At 42.9% G+C, this 18,453-nt stretch carries 14 protein-coding genes; 3 read left to right on the top strand and 11 right to left on the bottom strand.

Annotation, left to right across the window (positions count from 1 at the left end):
• Positions 1-216: 216 nt before the first annotated feature.
• The 5 genes from IGJ05_RS12205 to IGJ05_RS12185 all read right to left on the bottom strand — a co-directional run bounded on the left by IGJ05_RS12205 (position 217) and on the right by IGJ05_RS12185 (position 7,599).
• Complete coding sequence (locus tag IGJ05_RS12205; protein WP_005228480.1) at positions 217-831, bottom strand: LysM peptidoglycan-binding domain-containing protein; 615 nt, start codon at positions 829-831, stop codon at positions 217-219.
• 328 nt (positions 832-1,159) lie between these two features.
• A complete protein-coding gene (locus tag IGJ05_RS12200) occupies positions 1,160-2,443 on the bottom strand; it encodes a uracil-xanthine permease family protein (RefSeq protein ID WP_086338707.1) in 1,284 nt (427 codons plus the stop codon).
• A 49-nt stretch (positions 2,444-2,492) separates the two neighbouring features.
• Positions 2,493-3,848, bottom strand: coding sequence for a guanine deaminase (gene guaD, locus IGJ05_RS12195; RefSeq protein WP_144771318.1), 1,356 nt, complete (start codon positions 3,846-3,848; stop codon positions 2,493-2,495).
• A gap of 220 nt (positions 3,849-4,068) precedes the next feature.
• The gene (locus tag IGJ05_RS12190) at positions 4,069-5,409 is read right to left on the bottom strand and encodes a hypothetical protein (protein ID WP_266167191.1); all 1,341 of its coding nucleotides are present in this window, start codon (positions 5,407-5,409) and stop codon (positions 4,069-4,071) included.
• A gap of 78 nt (positions 5,410-5,487) precedes the next feature.
• A complete protein-coding gene (locus IGJ05_RS12185) occupies positions 5,488-7,599 on the bottom strand; it encodes a glycoside hydrolase family 65 protein (protein WP_266167190.1) in 2,112 nt (703 codons plus the stop codon).
• A 175-nt stretch (positions 7,600-7,774) separates the two neighbouring features.
• On the opposite strand from IGJ05_RS12185, the gene IGJ05_RS12180 reads away from it, so the two are divergent.
• Positions 7,775-8,992: an amidohydrolase family protein gene (locus IGJ05_RS12180; protein WP_266167189.1), complete on the top strand. Its 1,218-nt coding sequence runs from the start codon at positions 7,775-7,777 to the stop codon at positions 8,990-8,992.
• A gap of 82 nt (positions 8,993-9,074) precedes the next feature.
• Here IGJ05_RS12180 and IGJ05_RS12175 read toward each other — a convergent pair whose 3' ends face one another.
• From IGJ05_RS12175 to IGJ05_RS12150, 6 genes are all read right to left on the bottom strand, one after another.
• Positions 9,075-9,884: an alpha/beta hydrolase gene (locus IGJ05_RS12175; RefSeq protein ID WP_266167188.1), complete on the bottom strand. Its 810-nt coding sequence runs from the start codon at positions 9,882-9,884 to the stop codon at positions 9,075-9,077.
• A gap of 10 nt (positions 9,885-9,894) precedes the next feature.
• A complete protein-coding gene (locus IGJ05_RS12170) occupies positions 9,895-11,361 on the bottom strand; it encodes an alpha-L-fucosidase (RefSeq protein WP_266167187.1) in 1,467 nt (488 codons plus the stop codon).
• On the bottom strand, positions 11,358-12,014 hold the full coding sequence (locus IGJ05_RS12165) for an SGNH/GDSL hydrolase family protein (protein ID WP_010749930.1): 657 nt from the start codon (positions 12,012-12,014) through the stop codon (positions 11,358-11,360). The genes IGJ05_RS12170 and IGJ05_RS12165 overlap by 4 nt, the downstream gene beginning before the upstream one ends.
• 142 nt (positions 12,015-12,156) lie before the next feature.
• Positions 12,157-13,905 (bottom strand): ABC transporter substrate-binding protein, encoded by a 1,749-nt coding sequence (locus IGJ05_RS12160; protein ID WP_123833626.1) that lies wholly within the window; start codon positions 13,903-13,905, stop codon positions 12,157-12,159.
• A gap of 21 nt (positions 13,906-13,926) precedes the next feature.
• Entirely contained in the window at positions 13,927-14,859 is a 933-nt protein-coding gene (locus tag IGJ05_RS12155) for a carbohydrate ABC transporter permease (RefSeq protein ID WP_005228460.1), read from the bottom strand.
• Positions 14,860-14,874: 15 nt separating this feature from the next.
• The gene (locus IGJ05_RS12150; RefSeq protein WP_005228459.1) at positions 14,875-15,816 is read right to left on the bottom strand and encodes an ABC transporter permease; all 942 of its coding nucleotides are present in this window, start codon (positions 15,814-15,816) and stop codon (positions 14,875-14,877) included.
• A 235-nt stretch (positions 15,817-16,051) separates the two neighbouring features.
• Here IGJ05_RS12150 and IGJ05_RS12145 point away from each other — a divergent pair, with 235 nt between their 5' ends.
• Together IGJ05_RS12145 and IGJ05_RS12140 are read left to right on the top strand one after the other, a co-directional pair.
• Entirely contained in the window at positions 16,052-16,657 is a 606-nt protein-coding gene (locus IGJ05_RS12145; protein WP_005234068.1) for a YesL family protein, read from the top strand.
• On the top strand, positions 16,654-18,450 hold the full coding sequence (locus IGJ05_RS12140; protein ID WP_266167186.1) for a sensor histidine kinase: 1,797 nt from the start codon (positions 16,654-16,656) through the stop codon (positions 18,448-18,450). Before IGJ05_RS12145 ends, IGJ05_RS12140 begins: the two co-directional genes overlap by 4 nt.
• Positions 18,451-18,453 lie beyond the last annotated feature (3 nt).

Here is an 18,453-nt window from a genome sequence, read left to right as displayed (position 1 = left end):
CTCTATTTCCTACTATTATACATGGTTGTCGTGGAAAAAGGGATTTTTTATCAGTGGCATGTCGACTGATAATGACGTTACATGCAGCTGAAAGCGGCGTTACACTCATTCACCTTTCTCAGAAGACACAAAAAAGCCCTCATCAGCGAGTAAGTTGTACTCGCCAATAAGGGCAATTGATTACTAGATGTCATGGACAAGATTCATTTGAGAATCTTAGTACCAACCATTTGCTTCCCAGAATGCTTTGGCAGCAGACCAAGAACCATAACGTGATGCTACATATTCATCGGCAACCTTTTCTTGGTTAGCAGCTGAATAGTCACCATTTAAGTAAGAGTTGGTTAATTGGTAACGGCCATAGTATTGTCCGTTTGTCGCTGTGTAAGAACCACCAGATTCTTTGTTTGCAATCCATTCTTTTGCTGAAGCTTCTGAGCCGCTAGCTGAAGAGCTGTAGCTTGAGCTGCTTTGTGTGCTTGCAGCAGATTGTGTGTTGCTTGATTGTGAAGCTGCTGGTTCACTTGGTTGTTGTACACTTGCTGCAGCAGTCGTGCTTGCAGATTCTGTATAAGTTGCAGTGCCATCTGTAGGGATGATCAATGCTTCCCCAACAAAAATCAAGTTTTTATCAGCAATCTCGTTTGCTTCAACGATCGCATTGATCGTATCATCAGAGCTATAACCATAAAAGTTAGTAGCGATTGTTGATAAAGTATCACCAGATTGAACAGTGTATTGTTCGTCTGCAAAGGCGTCTTTCCCACCTAAGAAAAGGCCGAAACCGGCAAGGACAGCTGTACTAAGTAAAACAGTTTTTAAAGACTTCATATAATTAAATCTCCTTCTTTGAAACTCATTTTGCGTCATTTGAGATGACTCAAGCGCATAAACAAGTCTAACATCGAAGAATATTTCATAGGTAAAGAATTCATTACAGATGATTACGAAAACGACAGTTGCCTTACGTTTCGTAAGAATTTGAGAATCCTATCATATCAAGCTTTACTCTGCTGTAATTTTTAACATTACAGTTATTTTATTTTCAGGTAAACCAGTTAACCTTAGAAAACCTTTCCTATATTACAAAAAACCCTCTTTTTACACAGGATTGTAACAAAAGAAGGAACGAGACAAGGTCTCATTCCTCATTTACTTCTTATTTTTTCTTCACTGGGATCAATTTATTCATGACGATCGCCGCAATAGCGCTTAAAGCAATCGGTGAATCTAATAAATATTGTAAGAATTGAGGCGCGGATTCTTTGATTTCTGCTGGCATAAACAACAAGCCGATGGCAATAATCAACGGTACCCCGATAATATACAACTCCCGCTCGGAAAACTCTTCATTCTTAATGACCCGAAAGCCGCTCAACAAAATAATGACGCAGACGACCGCGAACACGCCGCCGATGACAGCAGAAGGTACTGCGTGAATCAAGGCTGAAAGTTTTCCCATGAAGGACAATAGGATAAACCAAATGGACGCCATCACAAAGACTTTTTTACTAGCAACCCCTGTGATCGAAATGATTCCTGCATTGGTAGAATAACCAGTTACAGGGGTCGTTCCAACTAAGGCGGCAACCAAGCAGCCTAACCCTTCACCGATCACGCCTTTATTGATCTGTTCATCCGTAACAGGTTCTTCTGTCACAGAACTGACCGCATACCAAGTTCCTGTTGTTTCTGCTAGGAGAACCATATAGATCACTAGCATCGTTAAGATCGCTGAAACATCAAAATGCAGGCCATAGTTTAGAAATACCAGTTTTGGCAGACTAAAGAAAGAAGCATCCGCCACCGACTGAAAATCAACGCCTCCCATAAAGGAAGCAATCACGGTACCGATAACCAAAGCAATAATGACCGAACTGATTCGGAAGTATTTTCCCATTCCTGGAAAATAATCGCCTAACATGGAAAACAAGATCAAAATCGCAGCAGTAATCGCAGCTAACAACATGTTTTGATTGGCACTTAGTGTTTCAGTGGCAGGATAGATATTGCTAGTAAATGCCGTTGGCAGCAGCGTCAAACCAACGATCATGATGATCGTTCCACTGACGATCGTAGGAATAAAATGACGAACGATATACTTATAGATGCCAGTAAAACCTAGTAAAATGACTGCTGCGGCACCAACAATGCTGGCACCTAACACCGTGTCCATGCCGTTGGCACCAAAATAAATACCGATGATCGCTCCAACGGGTACAAAGGATGGTCCTTGACATACGGGTAATTTCAAGAAAAAGAGGACTTGGATCAAAGAAGCGATCCCTGCTCCTAAAAAGGTCGATTGGATCAAACCTGATGCGTCTGAAGAGGACATCGCCACCGCGGTTGCGATAATAAATGGCGGCACATACACGTCCATTGCCAACACATGCTGTAATCCTAAAAGTACTGCTTGACCAAAGGGAATGTCTTCGTTCATTCCGATCGTTAAATGTTTGTTTTTCGTTGATTCCACTGTCTCATTCTCCTCATTTTTCGTGTACTTTTTTTCCTTGGACCCAGACTTGGCGAATATTTTGCATCGTTGCTAAGTACAGGATTTTTTGTAATCTTGCTTCGGGTGAGGTGAACACACCGAAGTCAGGCAAAGGATTTTCTTTTTGTCGCGTATCGATCACTTGCACATCAAACGCATACCCTTCTTTGATGACACCTACTGGTAATTTCAGTGCCTCACCGCCGCCTTTTGTCGCCAATGAGAACGCATCGATCACGGATATACGAGAATCTGCTATTCCTCGTGTGTTTTGAGGAAGCGTGACATCCACGCCATCTTCTAACATTCTCGAAGACATCACAGCTTGTTTGATGTTGTCATACAAACTCGGTGAAAAACCGCCGGAGATATCCGTTCCTAAACCAATCGTGACTCCTTGTTCTTTCAAGCGCTTGATTGGGATCACGCCATTGGCAAAGTAGGCATTTGAAATGGGACAGTGCGCAACTGCGGCGCCGGTTTTGACAAAACGGGCGCCGTCAGCTGGGCTGATGAAATTGCCATGAGCCATCACTGCTTTTTCACGCAACAAGCCAAAATCTTGCAGCACTTCGGTATCCGTTTTGCCAAATCGTTCTTGGACAAAGTCATGTTCCCATTGCCCTTCACTGCAGTGGGTCTGAACATGGACATCATATTTTTGAGCCAATGCGCCTAACCCTGCCAAGCCTTCATCGGTACAGCTGGGGACAAATCGCGGAGTGACCACAGGATAAACGCCTTGAGGTGCGGTCTTTGCGATTGCTTGTACTTCTTGAATAAAACGTTCTGTATCCGCTAATGCCTCTTCTGTTGACGCATCCCGATAAAAAGCAGGATTGGCTTGAGGATCGTCCATAACGACTTTTCCGACTAATCCCCGTTGACCAAGAGCGGCACAAGTCTTCGCCAATTGAAGACTCGCTTCTAGATGGATCGTTGCAAAATAAAGAACCGTTGTCGTTCCTCTTGCCAATAGCTGTGCCACCAAATCTTGATAGACAGCTTTGGCAAATGCTGGATCGGCATATTTTGCCTCCAGTGGAAACGTGCATTCATCTAACCAGACATTTAACGGTTCATCTAACGCGATCCCTGCTTGCGGCCATTGTGGTGCGTGGACATGCAGATCGATAAATCCTGGTAAAAAGCACTGGCCTTCGGATAAAGCCTGAAGATTCTCTGATGCTTTTGCCAGCTCTGCCTCATACTCTTGATCTGTTTTGGCAGTAACTTTCGTGATGATCCCTGCGTCATCGACTTGAATCAAAGCTTCTTCTATATATTCTAGTTTTCCATCAGTTGGCGTATGGAAAACATCTCCTTTAAAATAGCGAATGGTTGCCATTTGTTTGATTTCCCCCGTTCTCTAAGACATTGTCAGGAAAAAGCCGTTCATTTAATGTTCCTTTTTCACTAACACGATGTTCTTATTTTAACGCTATTCGAAAATAGTGCAATAAAATTCACTATCATAAAGGAAGATAAAACGCTGAACGTTCGGTTTTTATGCGATTTCAAAAAAAGCAGCCACTGTCTTGAATCAAGATAGTGACTGCTAAAGACGCTTATTCTTTTGTTTTCTTTGATTGTCGGCGAAATACCACCAGTCCGCCTACTAGCAAACAGAGTACTCCTGCAATCGAGCCCCATTTTGCTGGCTCTAAAAAGCTTTGAATCCTTGAGGTCTGATTCGTTGCCGTCGTTCCTGATAGCTGAAACAAGAAAGCCAGCGGCTGATGTTCAAAACGAAGAATGACAAACAGGAGTGTCATCAAAAGAAATTGATGTACCAGACTCCCTTTGCTTTGTGTGGCATACTTGGCTAAACTCTGCTGCTCGATTGCTTCCGGTTTTGCCGCCAAATACTGTTTCGTAAGCCATTGATTCAATCCCGCATTAAAGAAGCTAATGACGAATAAACTTATTGGAATCAGTGTGTCGCTGCTGAACAGAAGAACACCTGCCATCAGCCCAAGTAAATATGTTGGTACCAGCTGTTTTTCTAAACGATGAGCGAGTTTTCCTCCGAGAAACATCGCGCCAAAAAGGCCCAGTGCATATGGTAAGTAAACGTGCGTGCTTAGCGCTTGTGCTCCAAATCGACCGGTAACATACACCGAGCCGAAAAGAAAAAGAAAGTTTCCAATCACCCCACGAATGAAGGTGAGCACATTTAGATGAAGTGGCTGTTTCCACGAGCGGCTGCGTTTCGTTAAAGTGATCAGCAGCAAAGCAAAGAGAAACAAGAAGCCAGTGATCGCCCACTCAAACAGGGCATTCGACTTGATCAATCTTGCTGCTCGCAAGCCAAACAGTAAGAGAAAGAAAAAGAAATACAACAAAAACTGCTTGTTGAATAACTGGTTGCGCTGCATCAACGGTCTTTTTGGAAGGTTGTTGAAGGTTTGACTACTCTTAGCTGCCAGCACAAAGAGTGCAAAATAACTGCCAAATAGACCAATGCCTTGAAGGTCATCAGGCAACCGTAAGGCAAAGAGTAAAACCAAAAGATAGAACAGCGCCTCCTTCCAATCATTTTTCAGCGGCTGTTCAGTGAGCTTGGCTTTTTGGCGTACCATCAGGTCAGCTGGGGGCAGCCAAGAAGCACTGATCCCCAACAAACCAGCAGCTGGCAAGAGTGCCACGCTCCACCAAGTGCTCAAGATACCCACCAATGCGCCGGCGCCGCCGATCAAGACACTTGCTGCTAACAGCGATGGTGCAAAAAGCGCCGTAAGCGTCTGTAAGAAAAAGACCCCTGTCATGCGAAAGGTATAAAAGAGCGCAAAGGCTAATGCTGCACTTAGCGACTGCTCTTTGCTCAAAGATAAAAAATAAAGATAAGGGATGATCGTGATCGTATTGCTGATGATCAAAAGTGCGGTATGGGATTTTTTGTATATCATCTAAATTCCTCTACTATTGATTGTAGTCTTATTATTTTTTCTATTCTTGATAGTAGGTAATCATTATAAGCAAGTCCTCTATTTAATCCAAAGGCCATTCTTATCCTCCACCACCTTTAATTTACTATTCGGCTGTAACTGGCATTCGATTTCTCCCCCTTGAAGCTTCACTCTGATTGCTTCTTGCTGATAAGTGATCGTAAATGTCAGTGATTCGATTTTCTGTGGCAAATGATTCGCCAAGTGAAGTCCGCGATCATAGGCCAGACCAGCAAAACCATAAATCAAACTCAACCAGCTGCCACCCATATTGGCTGCATGAACACCATCTACAACATTCTTTTGCAAATCATTGAGATCCATCAGTGCGGTATCCATGAAGTAGCGATACGCTTTTTCAGTGTCGCCGATTCGGCTAGCCATCACACTAAAGATGGAACGAGACAACGAGGAGTCATGGGTCGTCACCTGCTCGTAATAGTCATAGTCTCTTGTTAATTGATCTGCTGAAAATTCATGGGTAAACAGCATCTCTGCTAAAACAGTATCTGCTTGCTTGCATACTTGATACTTATAAATGATCATTGGATGATAGTGAAGCAGAAGCGGATAATTCTCAGCAGGTGTTTCCTCAAATGGCCACAGCGCTTGATCTAAGAAGGAATCATCTTGTTTCGTTAGCTGCCGTTCTTCATCGTAACCGAAGTACATCAAGTCAGCTGCTTTTTCCCAATCGGCAATCAATTCTTGATAGACATGGTATCGTTTGGCTAATTCGACCGCATAGCGTAAGTTATTTTGTACCATTTTGTTTGTATAAAAATTGTTGTTTACCAAAGCGCTGTATTCGTCTGGTCCTGTCACTCCATGAATACAAAACCGCTCTTGTCCTTCTTTTACAACAAACGTGCCATAATGAAACCAGAATTTCGCTGTTTCAAAAACGACTTCTTTACCAATTTCTTCAATAAAGGGTTGATCACCCGTGATACGTTCATATAATTGAAAGCCATAAACGATATCGGCATTGATATGCAGTTGTGCTGTACCTGCTGGATAATAGGCACTCGTTTCATTACCGTCAATCGTACGCCAAGCAAACAATGCCCCAGCTTGATTCAATTCTTTTGCTCGTTTTTTGGCTTGCGGCAAAATACTTGCACGATAGGAAAGCAAGCTTTTGGCTATCTCGGGGTTCGTATAAATGAAGAAAGGCAGTAGATACATTTCTGTATCCCAAAAATAATGTCCTTCATATCCTTCACCCGTCAGCCCTTTTGCGGCGAAATTCGTTTTCCCATCACGCCCTGCACCTTGGTTCAAATGAAACAAATTGAAACGGATCCCTTTTTGCAAATAGTCATCCCCCACGATTTGAATATCGCTGGCTTGCCAGAAAGATCGATAGTAATCCGCTTGTTCTTTTAATAAGACAGAAAACTCGTCGACTCTCTGCTCAAATGGTGTCTCACCAATAATTTGCAGCAATTTGACCTGAAAAATCGAAGTTGACGGTTCTCCAACTGTCAAATACTGCTTTTCTTGATGCAGCCGAATAGCGATTTGCTTTTGACTATTTGGTGCTGTCCATACTTGGTATGCGCCCATTTGTTCTTTTTCCAATTGATGATTCTTACTGGCAACTCGAGGATCATCTGTTTTATTGACAGAGAATTGCTGATTTAATGTGTGGGATAGTTCGATCGGTTCTGAAAAATCGGCTGTTATCACTTCATAGCGGCAAACATAGAGTTCACTACGCGTCATTGACGCAAACGAAGTTAACCCCAACTCAAAAGACTTTCCGGTCGGAGTAGTGATCCGATAACTTTCCGTCAGAATCCCGTCAGCTAATGCAAGACTCATTTGAGTGCGTTCGACTTGCCATTCCTCAACCGAAGAATCCTCCTCGCCGATTTTCAAAATAACTCCACGCAAGTTTGGCAATTTGCAAATCGTTTGATGTTCTTTTGCATACCCATAAGCCCATTCGCCATACTGAATCGGCTCGCTGTCAAAAAAGCCGTTGACAAACGCCCCAGGATTTCCTGGATACAGTTGATTGACCTTCAAAGGATGCCCTGCACGGACGCCGATTTGCCCATTTCCTAAAGCGAACAATGTTTCTAGATACTCCATTTTCTGATGGGACAGCTCATCAGCTGTCAATAGAAAGTCGTTTTTCTTCATCCTTTATCCTCCAAGTCTTTTGGTTTATTCCTCGTTATCTTCACTTAGTTTCTATCCTACACTTCTAGCCAATGATTGCAAGGCTCAGCTCTTAGTCCTTTTGCCACAAGCATCTCTTTAGAGCCGAGCAGCGAATGTATGATACCATGAAGCAAACACGAAAGAAGGCGATTTCTTGGATTTATGGCTTACAAATGTTCAACTTGAGACGAGTTATTTAAAAGAAGGCGACTGGTCTTATGGAACCAAAACAGAAAATACAGCAATCGGGATCAATGATGGAAAAATAGCGGAGATCGTGCCGATGACTGAATGGCAGGCATCAAGTGAGGCGACGATCATTGATGGGGAAAATCAGTTATTGTTGCCAGGATTGATCGAAAAACATTGTCATTTGGACAAAAGTAAATTAGGTACTCCTTGGCGTCCAGTAACGCCAGCAGCTAGCTTGGTGGAACGATTTGAAACTGAGATTCCCCAATTAGATGCCTTACCGTTATCAATCAAAGAACGCGGACAAGCGCTGATTGATTTAGAACTACCTCACGGTGCGGTGATGTTCCGCTCACATATCGATATTGAACCAATGACTCAGCTGCGTTATTTTGATGCGATCACTGAATTAGTCGCCGAACAACCTTTTGGCTCGGAGTTGGTCTTATTCCCACAACATGGCTTATTGCGCTCAAATGCAGCTTCTTTGATTGAAGAAGCCTTAGCAACGGGCAAAGCTTCTTATATTGGCGGTGTTGATCCTTATACACTCGATCAAGATTATAAAACTTCCTTACGGACAACTTTTGAACTTGCTCAAAAAGGGCATGTCGGTATTGACCTCCATCTTCATGATCGGCAAGAAGCTGGCAGAGCGACCGTCAAAGAAATGATTCGTTTGACGAAGGAATTCAATATGCAAGGAAAAGTAGCGATCAGTCACGCCTTTGGTCTAAATGACTTTGAGGGAGAAGAACGCAAAGAAGTCTTTCAAGCCTTAGCAGACTTAGAAATCCATATCATTTCAAGTATTCCCATCAGCCCAGGAACGATCCCGCCACTGAAGGAATTGCAAAGCTATGGCGTGGCTGTTCATATCGGTTGCGACAATGTCTATGATTCTTGGTCTTCTCTTGGCGACGGTTCTTTACAAGAAAAGCTGGCGCGCTATTTAGAGATTTTTGCCGTCAAAAGTCAGGAAGACTTGACGCAAGCCCTAGGTCTGGTTACTGATGGCAAAGTGCCCTTAGATAAAAACGGTACGCAGCAATGGCCTAAGGTTGGTGATTCGGCTGATTTCTTGCTGACACCAGCTGCTTGTACGGCAGAATTCGTTGCCCGCAAAGGCTTCGTCAGCAAAAGTTTTTATCAAGGAACGGTTGTCTTTTCAGCTGAATAAACTATCTGATAACAACGAAAAGAAAAGCCATTGTCTGAACTGAGCAGACAATGGCTTATTTCTTTCGATCATTAAACGTTTCTCAAAAATTCCAATTTACCCAATCAGCAAATAATTCTGGCCAACGGACAACCGACGCTTCGATCCCGTGTTGATCGCTGTTGGCGGTTTCTGGCGTTCCTAAACTTAACCCGTGACCGCCCCGAGGGAAAATGTGTAGCTCATAAGGTATATTAAATTTGCGCAGCTGTTCGGCAAAAAGGAGGCTGTTTTCTGCCAAGACTAATCCATCTTCTAACGTATGCCAAAGAAACGTTGGTGGTGTCTGTTCATTGACTAAAGTCTCTAAAGACAAGGCGGCTTTTTCTGTTTCGTAACGATCTGCTAATAATGAACGGAAGGAATCTTGGTGCCCAAGTTCTCCACTAGATAATACTGGGTAGCTCAACAGTAACCCGTTAGGCCGCCATTCTTCATTGGCTCCTTGTAAAGCCTCTGCTAGAAAAGGTTGCTGCCAAGACACACCCAAGTTAGCAGCTAAATGGCCACCAGCTGAAAAACCAGCAACGATGATTTTTTCAGGATCGACGTGCCAGGTGTCATGATTGGTGCGGACAAGACGAACGGCAGCAGCCAATTCCTTTAAGGCTAACGGATAGACAGCCGGTTTGATACTATAATGCAACACAAAGGCTTGGAAACCAAAGCTCATCATTTTGATGGCGATAGGTTCCGCTTCACGATCCGACAACATTTCATAGCCGCCGCCAGGACAGATGATGACCGCTGGTCGGACACGATCTGGTTCCATTTCAGGAGAATTTTCGATGACATAGGTAGTTAAACTTGCTTGGCTTTCTGGTAAAAGTGCAGATCTTTTTTCATGTATCACGGGTTGCGCCTCATTTCATTGTAATTTTATAGACAATTGGTTGGTCGGTTTCAATTGGTTCAAAAGTTAGTTGCAAGCCTTCATCGGTCACTTGCCAATCAACAGGCTGTTCTTCGTATCCTAGAATCGTGACGGTTTTGATGATGCCGTGAAATTCTGGCAAATTTTGGTCTTTGGATTGTGCCAGTGCTTGGATCCTTGCGTGGCCATTCTCAGGACTTGCCATGCCAATCGCATACAACGAATCCCCCTGAACCGTAAAGCGGAAATCCTGGCTCGTGTATGTCGTCGCCTGTGCTTCTTGAAATTGGCCCGAAACTACGGTCGTGGGCCCTTCCCCTGCTTTGCGCCATGGTTTCGCTTCATAAATGGCTTCACCATTTACATCCAGCCACGCACCGATTTCTTTTAAGATCGCTTGATCTTTTTCTGGGATCGAACCATCCCCTTTCGGCCCGATATTCAAAAGGAGATTGCCGTTTTTACTGACGACTTCGATCAAATCCTGTAAAATCTCACGTGTTGTTTTATAATCCAATGTCGTGGTATAGCACCATGAATTACGAGCGATTGCTGTGTCTGTTTGCCAGTAAAAAGGTTGTGGTTCGGCAAATTTCCCCCGTTCAATCTCCACGATACCGCTACCAAACATCATGGCATCGTGCTTGTAGCAAATACCAACTTGTTTGCCCCATTCAGCCCCACGATTGTAATAGTAAGCAGCGAAAAGTTGCAAATGCTCCTTGAAGGCTTCATGTTGGATCCACCAATCAAAATACAGCAGCTCTGGTTGATAGTTGTCGACGAGTTCACAGGTTCTAAGCAGCCAATCATCTAAAAATTCTTTTGACGGGTATGGCTCGCTAAAGAGACTTTCATGGTCTGGCTCGGGCATCGCTGGCCAGTAAAAGTCGCCTTTTGCCAACGGCTCCTTGATATCACTGTCAAAATCCTTACCGTGTCCCATAAAAAACCAATGTTCGGCACGATGAGATGAGGTACAAAAATGCAGGCCTTGCTCCTCTGCTGCTTCTTTTAGTTCCTCAAGAATATCTTTTTTCGGCCCCATAACTGACGCATTCCATTCAGACAGTTCGCTTTTATACATCTGAAACCCGTCGTGATGTTCTGCAACGGGAAAAAGATAATTGGCACCGGCTTGTTTGATCAAGCGAATCCATTCATTTGCATCAAATTTATCTGCGGTAAACATCGGAATAAAGTCTTTGTAGCCAAAGTTTTTTTGTGGACCATAGGTTTCAATATGGTGATCATATTCTGGATGGCCTTTGATGTACATATTTCTTGAATACCATTCATTGTGAAAGGCTGGAACACTGTACAGTCCCCAATGAATGAAGACCCCAAATTTTGCTTTGCGGAACCATTCCGGTAGAACAAAAGCGCCCAATGACTGCCAATTTGGAAAAAAGGGGCCTTGATGTGCGACTTGCTGGATCGTTTCTACTGTGATCATTGTTTTTCCTCCAAAATACCGACTGTTTCCAGCCATGTTTTTGCAATCAACACATGTCCTGCAGTCGAGGGGTGCACGCGATCACTGCTTAAGACATAGGATGATTGATAAAGCAAAAAATCATCAAACTTTTCCTGCGTATCCCCTAAAAGGATACCATACTCTTGCGCTACTTTGGCAAGCACTTGTTGGTAATTGGCAAGCATTTTTCTTAATGGATCTTCTTTGTTGGCTTCAACCATAAACGGGCTCAAAAGAATCATACCTTTGACATTTGGCAAGGTCTGCTCGATCAAATCACGCAGCTCTGATTCAAATCTCTCGATCCCCACTAGTTCCGTTTGAGCAAAGGTTCCATCAAAATGCCGCCACACATCATTCACACCGATCATGATCGTTACCCAATCTGGATGAAATGCCAACACATCATCCTTCCAGCGCTTCTTCAAATCGACAACCGTATCCCCACTGACACCCCGGTTGACGATCATTAATTCCATTTGCGGGAGTAATGCTGTGGTATAGGCGTTGATCAGATGAACATAGCCGTCCCCCCATGAAGACCAACCTGCGGGTATCGCTTGATAATTTCGATTGCTATCTGTGATCGAATCCCCCATAAAAAGCAAACGATCTTTTTTATCCACTATCATTGTTTTCCTCCTTAAAGAAAGAAGACTGATCCGCTGGTGCTGGATCAATCTTCTTAAGTGATTGCTTATCCAAAGGCTGTATACTCACTTTTGCCAAGGAACCGTTGGCAAATCACTCGAGCGATTCTTTGTTTGTTTTTGATTAGTCCCCAAATTCTTTCGCTACTTCTATCCGTTTTTCGTTTTGATCTTTTGCATTGTTCATGTCAAATTCCAAAACGGTTTGATAGCCAAGACCATCTGCTGTTTCTTGCATTTCTTTTAGCAATTGATCAAATTCTGCTTCATCTTTGGCAAAAACCATTCGCCAAGAGTACTCGATGATCGTCGCTTTGGCTTGGTTACGCAACGTAGAGATCTCTGAACTATCTTCTGGCGCTACATAGCTGGCACCAGGGGCAACTAACAATTGGTCGTTCTCCTCTAAATAGCCAATGGTGGATTCTGCACCACCCATATTTTTTGACCAATCTTCTTTTACAGGATCGGTTGTTTCATTTTGGTAGCTTTCCCACATCGTATAAGCATAAGGGAAGCCTGTATCAGGATTGATATCGATCGGTAATACCGTATTGACGTTGAGTGCAGATACGCCATCTTTGTAACTTCCGCCACCGTATTCTTCTGGCACATCCCCATCACCATCTAGCAATGCTTGTTTTCCGAACTCAGTTAAGACAGGCTCGCCGTCTTTCATTTCCCAAGTCAACCCTTCTGGACCACTACTGCCGCTTGTTTGAGAAGAATTTGCTAACACACCTTCTGATGAGTAGAGCCAGTCAATGAAGGCTGCGATTCGCTCTGGGTCTTCGGCATTAGAACCGATCCCGATAAATTGTTTGCCACCGTATACTTCCGCACCATAAGAGAAGATTTTTTGATCTTGGATCGGTGCCAACATAAAGCCTTTTCCTTCAGTCAAGTTCGTGGTCGTATTAAAGGCCGCTTGACCTAACCAAGGCCACCATGAGAATAACACTTGTCCTTCTTGGAATTTTGCAAAAAGTGTATCGTAATTTTGCGTCGTTGATTCTGGGTCAACTAAGCCCATTTGATTGGCTTCGAAGTAAAACTTAAGTGCACGAATATATTCAGAGTCACTATCGAGAATGCTTTGATAATCAGATCCATCGGCTTTTGCCAAGACAAATCCTGATTCATCGTACCCATAGTAGGTGACAAGCTGTTTGCCTGCATTCATCATGTTGCCGTCCCAATCGCTGAATAGAGAAAACCCATACACTTTTTTGCCAGAATCTGTTGTTGGATTGTCTTCTTGCATTTTTTGAATCACAGGAAGCAGGTCTTCCAATGTCCCGATTTCTGGATATCCTTGCTCCCCATAAAGATCCCAACGCACGTAAGCACCAAATGTAGGGTCTAATCCTTCTGAAGGATCGGTGGCCTTTAAGGTAGAAACAGAAGTTGGAAAGCCATACAGCCCATCGGCATCTTTGTTTAGATTTTGAACAGCCGCATCGAAGCGCTGAACGTTTTCCATAGTTTCATAATACTCGCTCGCATCGGTCAACAAACCTGCTTCAACCAATTCGTTGTATTGTTGGCCATTATCAACAATGATCAAATCACCCAAATCGCCTGCTGCCGTTCTCGTTTGATAAAGGGTATCACCGTTTCCAGCAACGTTTGGTGCGATGATGTTCAATTCCATATTGAATTTATCCCGCACGATTTTGGCAAACCACCCTTCTTGCATTCCCATATAGTTGGCTAGCCCATTATAGACATCGATCGTGATCGTTTCATCGTAGCCACTTTCACTGGAAGCAGCATCTGTCTCAGATTCAGCTGCTCCTCCACAGCCGGCTAAACTACCTAGCAATGTCATGCCTAACAAACCTGTTGCTACATATTTGGACATTTTTTTCATTTTCTTTCCTCTTTCTTTTTATTAGCCTTTCACCGCACCCAACATAATTCCTTTAACAAAATACTTCTGGAATAGCGGATAAATGAACATGATTGGTAAAACAACAATGACTGAAACGGTCATGCGGATCGACGTCGGCGTCTGCGTTGTTGCTGCTGAAGCGATGCTGGAAAGTGATCCCGAGGTATTTTTGACCATTTGTGCCAACGAATTGGCTTGATTGATATACGTATAAAGAAGGTATTGCAAGGAGTAGAGACTTTGATCCGTAATGTAAATCAGTGTATCCTGGAAGGAATTCCATTGACCCACTGCCGAGAAAATCGCTACTGTTGCTAAAATCGGTGTACAGTTGGGTAAAATTACCCGAAAGAATACTTGAATGATGCCAGCTCCATCCATTTCAGCTGCTTCTTGCAATGATTTGGGGATCGACTCAATATAGGTTTTCACCAAGATGATATTAAAGGGCTGAACGACAGCCGGCAAAATATAGACCCAAAAGTTATTCGTTAAACCTAATGTCTTCATCGTGATGAATAATGGAATCAACCCTGCATTGAAATACATTGTAATCACGACAAAGCGATACCAAAATTTTCGTTTCCACATTTTTTCTTGGGTAAACATGAAGCCTAAGAAGGCTGAAGCTAAGACAGTCGCGGCGGTACCAATCACCGTTCTAGCCACCGAAACCGTTGCGGCTAGAGGCAATCCTTTTAGCTGTAACACTTGACTATAGTTTTCAAAATGGATCTCTTGTGGAAAAAAGCGAATTTGGCCTAACGCACTCAACTCATTATTACTGATTGAATTAATGATCAAGTAGTAAAAGGGATACGCGCAAATCAACGTAATCAAAAAGAAAAAGGTATAGTTGAGAATACTAAACGTCAGATTTTCACGTTTGCGTACTTTTTTCGCCTTTTTCTTTTCACTAATCGATAGTTCCATTGATATCCTCCTCTTCTAAATAATGGATGTCCCCCGAATTTTTTTCGAAGCAATATTGACGATGGCTAACAAGGCAACAGAAATGACACTTTTTAGCATACTGATCGCTGTCGCTAGCGATAGACTATTTCCGCCCATCCCTAAATTGTAGACATACAAATCGAGGACTTGGATCGTATTTCGATTGAATGCATTTTGGAAGACAAAGTACTGATCCATTCCGTTGTTCAGCAAGTTGGCGATAGACAGCATCAGCATCACAAGGAACGTCGGCATCAAGGCAGGTAGTGTGATATGACGCATCAGGTGGAAACGATTCGCCCCATCGATTCGTGCCGATTCATACAATTCGGGGTCAATTCCTGAAATGCCTGCAAGATACATGATGGCACCCCAGCCCAAGCCTTTCCAAATATTCCAAAGACACATCATCAGCCACGTATGATTGCCGCTATCCAAAAATTTGACTGGATCGGTAACGAAGCCCCATTCTTGCAGCAACGTGTTTACCAGCCCTGTTGAAGAAAACAAGCTAAAGGCAATCGTATACACCAAAACCCAACTGATAAAATTCGGCAGCGTGGTCAGCGTTTGGACCAAATTTTTAAACCATTTGCACTTGATTTCGTTCAGTAAAATGGCGAAGCCTACTGGTAGGATCGAAGTGGCGATCCCTAAAAAACTCATGGCAAAGGTGTTTTTCATTACTTGTACGATCTGATCCACTTGTGTTGGACTAGAGACAAGAAGTCGAAACCATTTGAAGCCTACGAACTCGCTGCGCGCTAAACCTAATGCTGGTTTGTAATCATAAAGTGAATAAATCCATCCATGCAAAGGAAAATAAGAGAACAAAAACACGAGAATCAGAAAGGGAACGATACATAAAAACAAAATCTTCCCTTCTCGTGTCACCCGCTTATTTTTTCTTGGGACACTGCTTAGTTTACTTTCCATTTTCCTCCCCCTTTTTTTGTAACCGCTTTTACATTTTTAATACTAGCACCTGAATACTTATTTGCCACCTGTGAAAAATAGAGGTCAATCCGTACATTTTAGACTTCATTTTTCTTTTATTTATAAAGAACGTTGATATATCAATGTTTTCGCTAGAAACCGCTCGAATGGTAAGGCTTTCAAAATTTGTTTTTTGCGAGTACTATAGGAATATATCAATTTTGGAGGGATAAAAATGAAGTACAATCCTGATGGTCAACTGTACAAAATAACCACCGTTTTTTCACAATTCACATTGTTAAATTTACTATATATCATTAGCTGTTTGCCAATTATTACGATTGGTGCTGCGACAGCTGCCCTTTATGAAGTGACGATTCGTTATGCGGATGAGGAGCGTGGTGAATTGATTGTAGGCTATGTGCGAGCGCTACGAGCAAACTTTATGAAAGCCACCGGTAGTTTTCTCCTTCTTGGGCTCCCCATGGTAGCACTACTGTATAGTAGCTTGTTTTGGTTTTCCTCAAAAACCATTCTTGCCAGTATTTTTGCTTTCGTTCTAATTGTTACAGCTATTTATCTGTTTATTGTGTTAGTCTATTGCCTTGCCTTAATTGGACGTTATGAAAACAGCTTTAGGCAAACACTAAAAAATGCGTTTCTGTTACCGATCGCGGACCCTATCCGTTCGTTAGCCCTCGCACTTATTCCTATCGCTGCGTTTTGTTTTGTTGTTTTATTTCCGTTGTTTAAATTTCTCTTGTTGATTTTTGGCTTTTCTTTTGTTATTTATTGTAGTTCGTTCCTGTTGCTTTCTATCTTTCGTAATCAACAAGCATGAAAAGAATCAGTCATCTCTCACTTTTTCGTCGTCTGAGTCAGTTTTCCATTCGGCGACAATTGTTCATTCTTTATCTACCTGTTGTTTTTTTATCCACAGTGACTATAGGTCTCTTATTGGTCTACGATTCAACTAAACAGCTGACAGGCAATTACCAACACTTGGCAGAGTTGAATGCTCAGCGTGTCAAATCTGTTCTTTTTGATACAACAAACACGCTGACAAACACGGCGAGTTCCTTATCAAATGATACCCATCTACGTCAGCTTTTAACTGCCAATTACCTTGACGACCAAGAAGCGATCGTGGACATCAATAGCTATGATCAGCTAGATGAGATCAGAAATCTTCAAACCTCGATTGCGAAATTAACTATCTATACGACGAATCAAACCATTCCGAACTATAAATATTTTCAACAGGCAGATGACACGATTCAAGCGACCGCCTGGTACCAACGAGCGCTCAAGCAACCCGATGCTTTTTTGATGACGATGCCAGAGGATTACAAAGCAAATCGTTTGAGTCTTTATAAAACGTTGCCTTTGCCTTTATCAAAAGAAACAGCCGTTTTGGAGATCCAAGTCGATTACAATTATCTCAGTAACCGACTTCGTAATTCATCCTATGAATTGGAATTACAGTTAAATGATGATGTCATCTTTTATAGCGACAAAATCAATCAAGTTGGGGAACCGGGACAGCTGACAGCTCTTTCTGAGCCGCAAACGAGTGCTGCCTTTTTAAAAAATGATGGTACCAAGGTGATGCTCACCAAAAGCACCTTACCCATGAGTAACAAAGAAGATATCATCACGATTTATAGTGCGGATACCAATGCCTACAGCAATCTACGCGCCAATCTGATCCGGTGGAGCACGATCGTTTTGGTGATTTTGATCACTACTTTCATCATCGTCTTTCTCTTTACTCGATTCTTTACCAAGCGAATCTCTCAACTGCAGCAGGCGGTCTACTTTGCCTCGATCGAGGATTATGATTTCTTTCAAAATATTAGCGGCGAAGACGAAATTTCTCAGATCTCTCTTGATTTCCATAAGATCATTCAACGAATCAAGAAAAAAGAAGAAGAGATCTACCGTTCACGTTTGGCACAGCAAGAGCTGTTGACTCAGCAGCAGCAAATGGAATTTAATATCTTAGCGGGACAGATCAACCCCCACTTCTTGTTCAATACATTAGAAACGATTCGTATGATGGCGCTGACTTCTGGCAATTCTGACGTCGTTTATGCCATCAAGTTACTGGCAAAATCGATGCGCTATACGCTAGAAACCCACGGAACCAAGCGAACGAGCTTAGAAGAGTCCTTAGATGCGGTTCACGTGTATGTCAAGATCCAGCGGATGCGCTTTGGCGATCGAGTCAACTTTTCTTATTCAGTCTCCAATGAGATCGACCAAAAAGAAGTCCAAATATTGCCCCTCCTGATTCAACCATTGGTGGAAAATGCCATCTCCCATGGCTTGGAAGGCATCACCTATCCAGGGTTTGTTCGTTTGACGATCACCAAAGACGGCCATGATCTGGTGATCGTGGTACAAGACAACGGTACCGGGATACCGCCAGAAAAACTCGAACACTTGCAGCAAAAAATCAAGACGCCCTCCACCCATGCCAAAAAGAACATTGGGCTAGCCAACGTCAATCATCGGGTCAAAATGTTTTATGGACCTGAATACGGCTTGACGATCGAGAGTGTGTTGGGTAGCGGCACACAAGTCACCTTGCGGATCCACGATCTAAGCCAAGATTCATCTTCTCCTCACTAAAAC

Source organism: Enterococcus sp. AZ167 (genome assembly GCF_051714025.1).
Taxonomy (GTDB): Bacteria; Bacillota; Bacilli; order Lactobacillales; family Enterococcaceae; genus Enterococcus_D; species Enterococcus_D casseliflavus.
The sequence above is the reverse complement of the archived record's forward strand: the minus strand, read 5'-3'. Positions and strand labels throughout refer to the sequence as shown.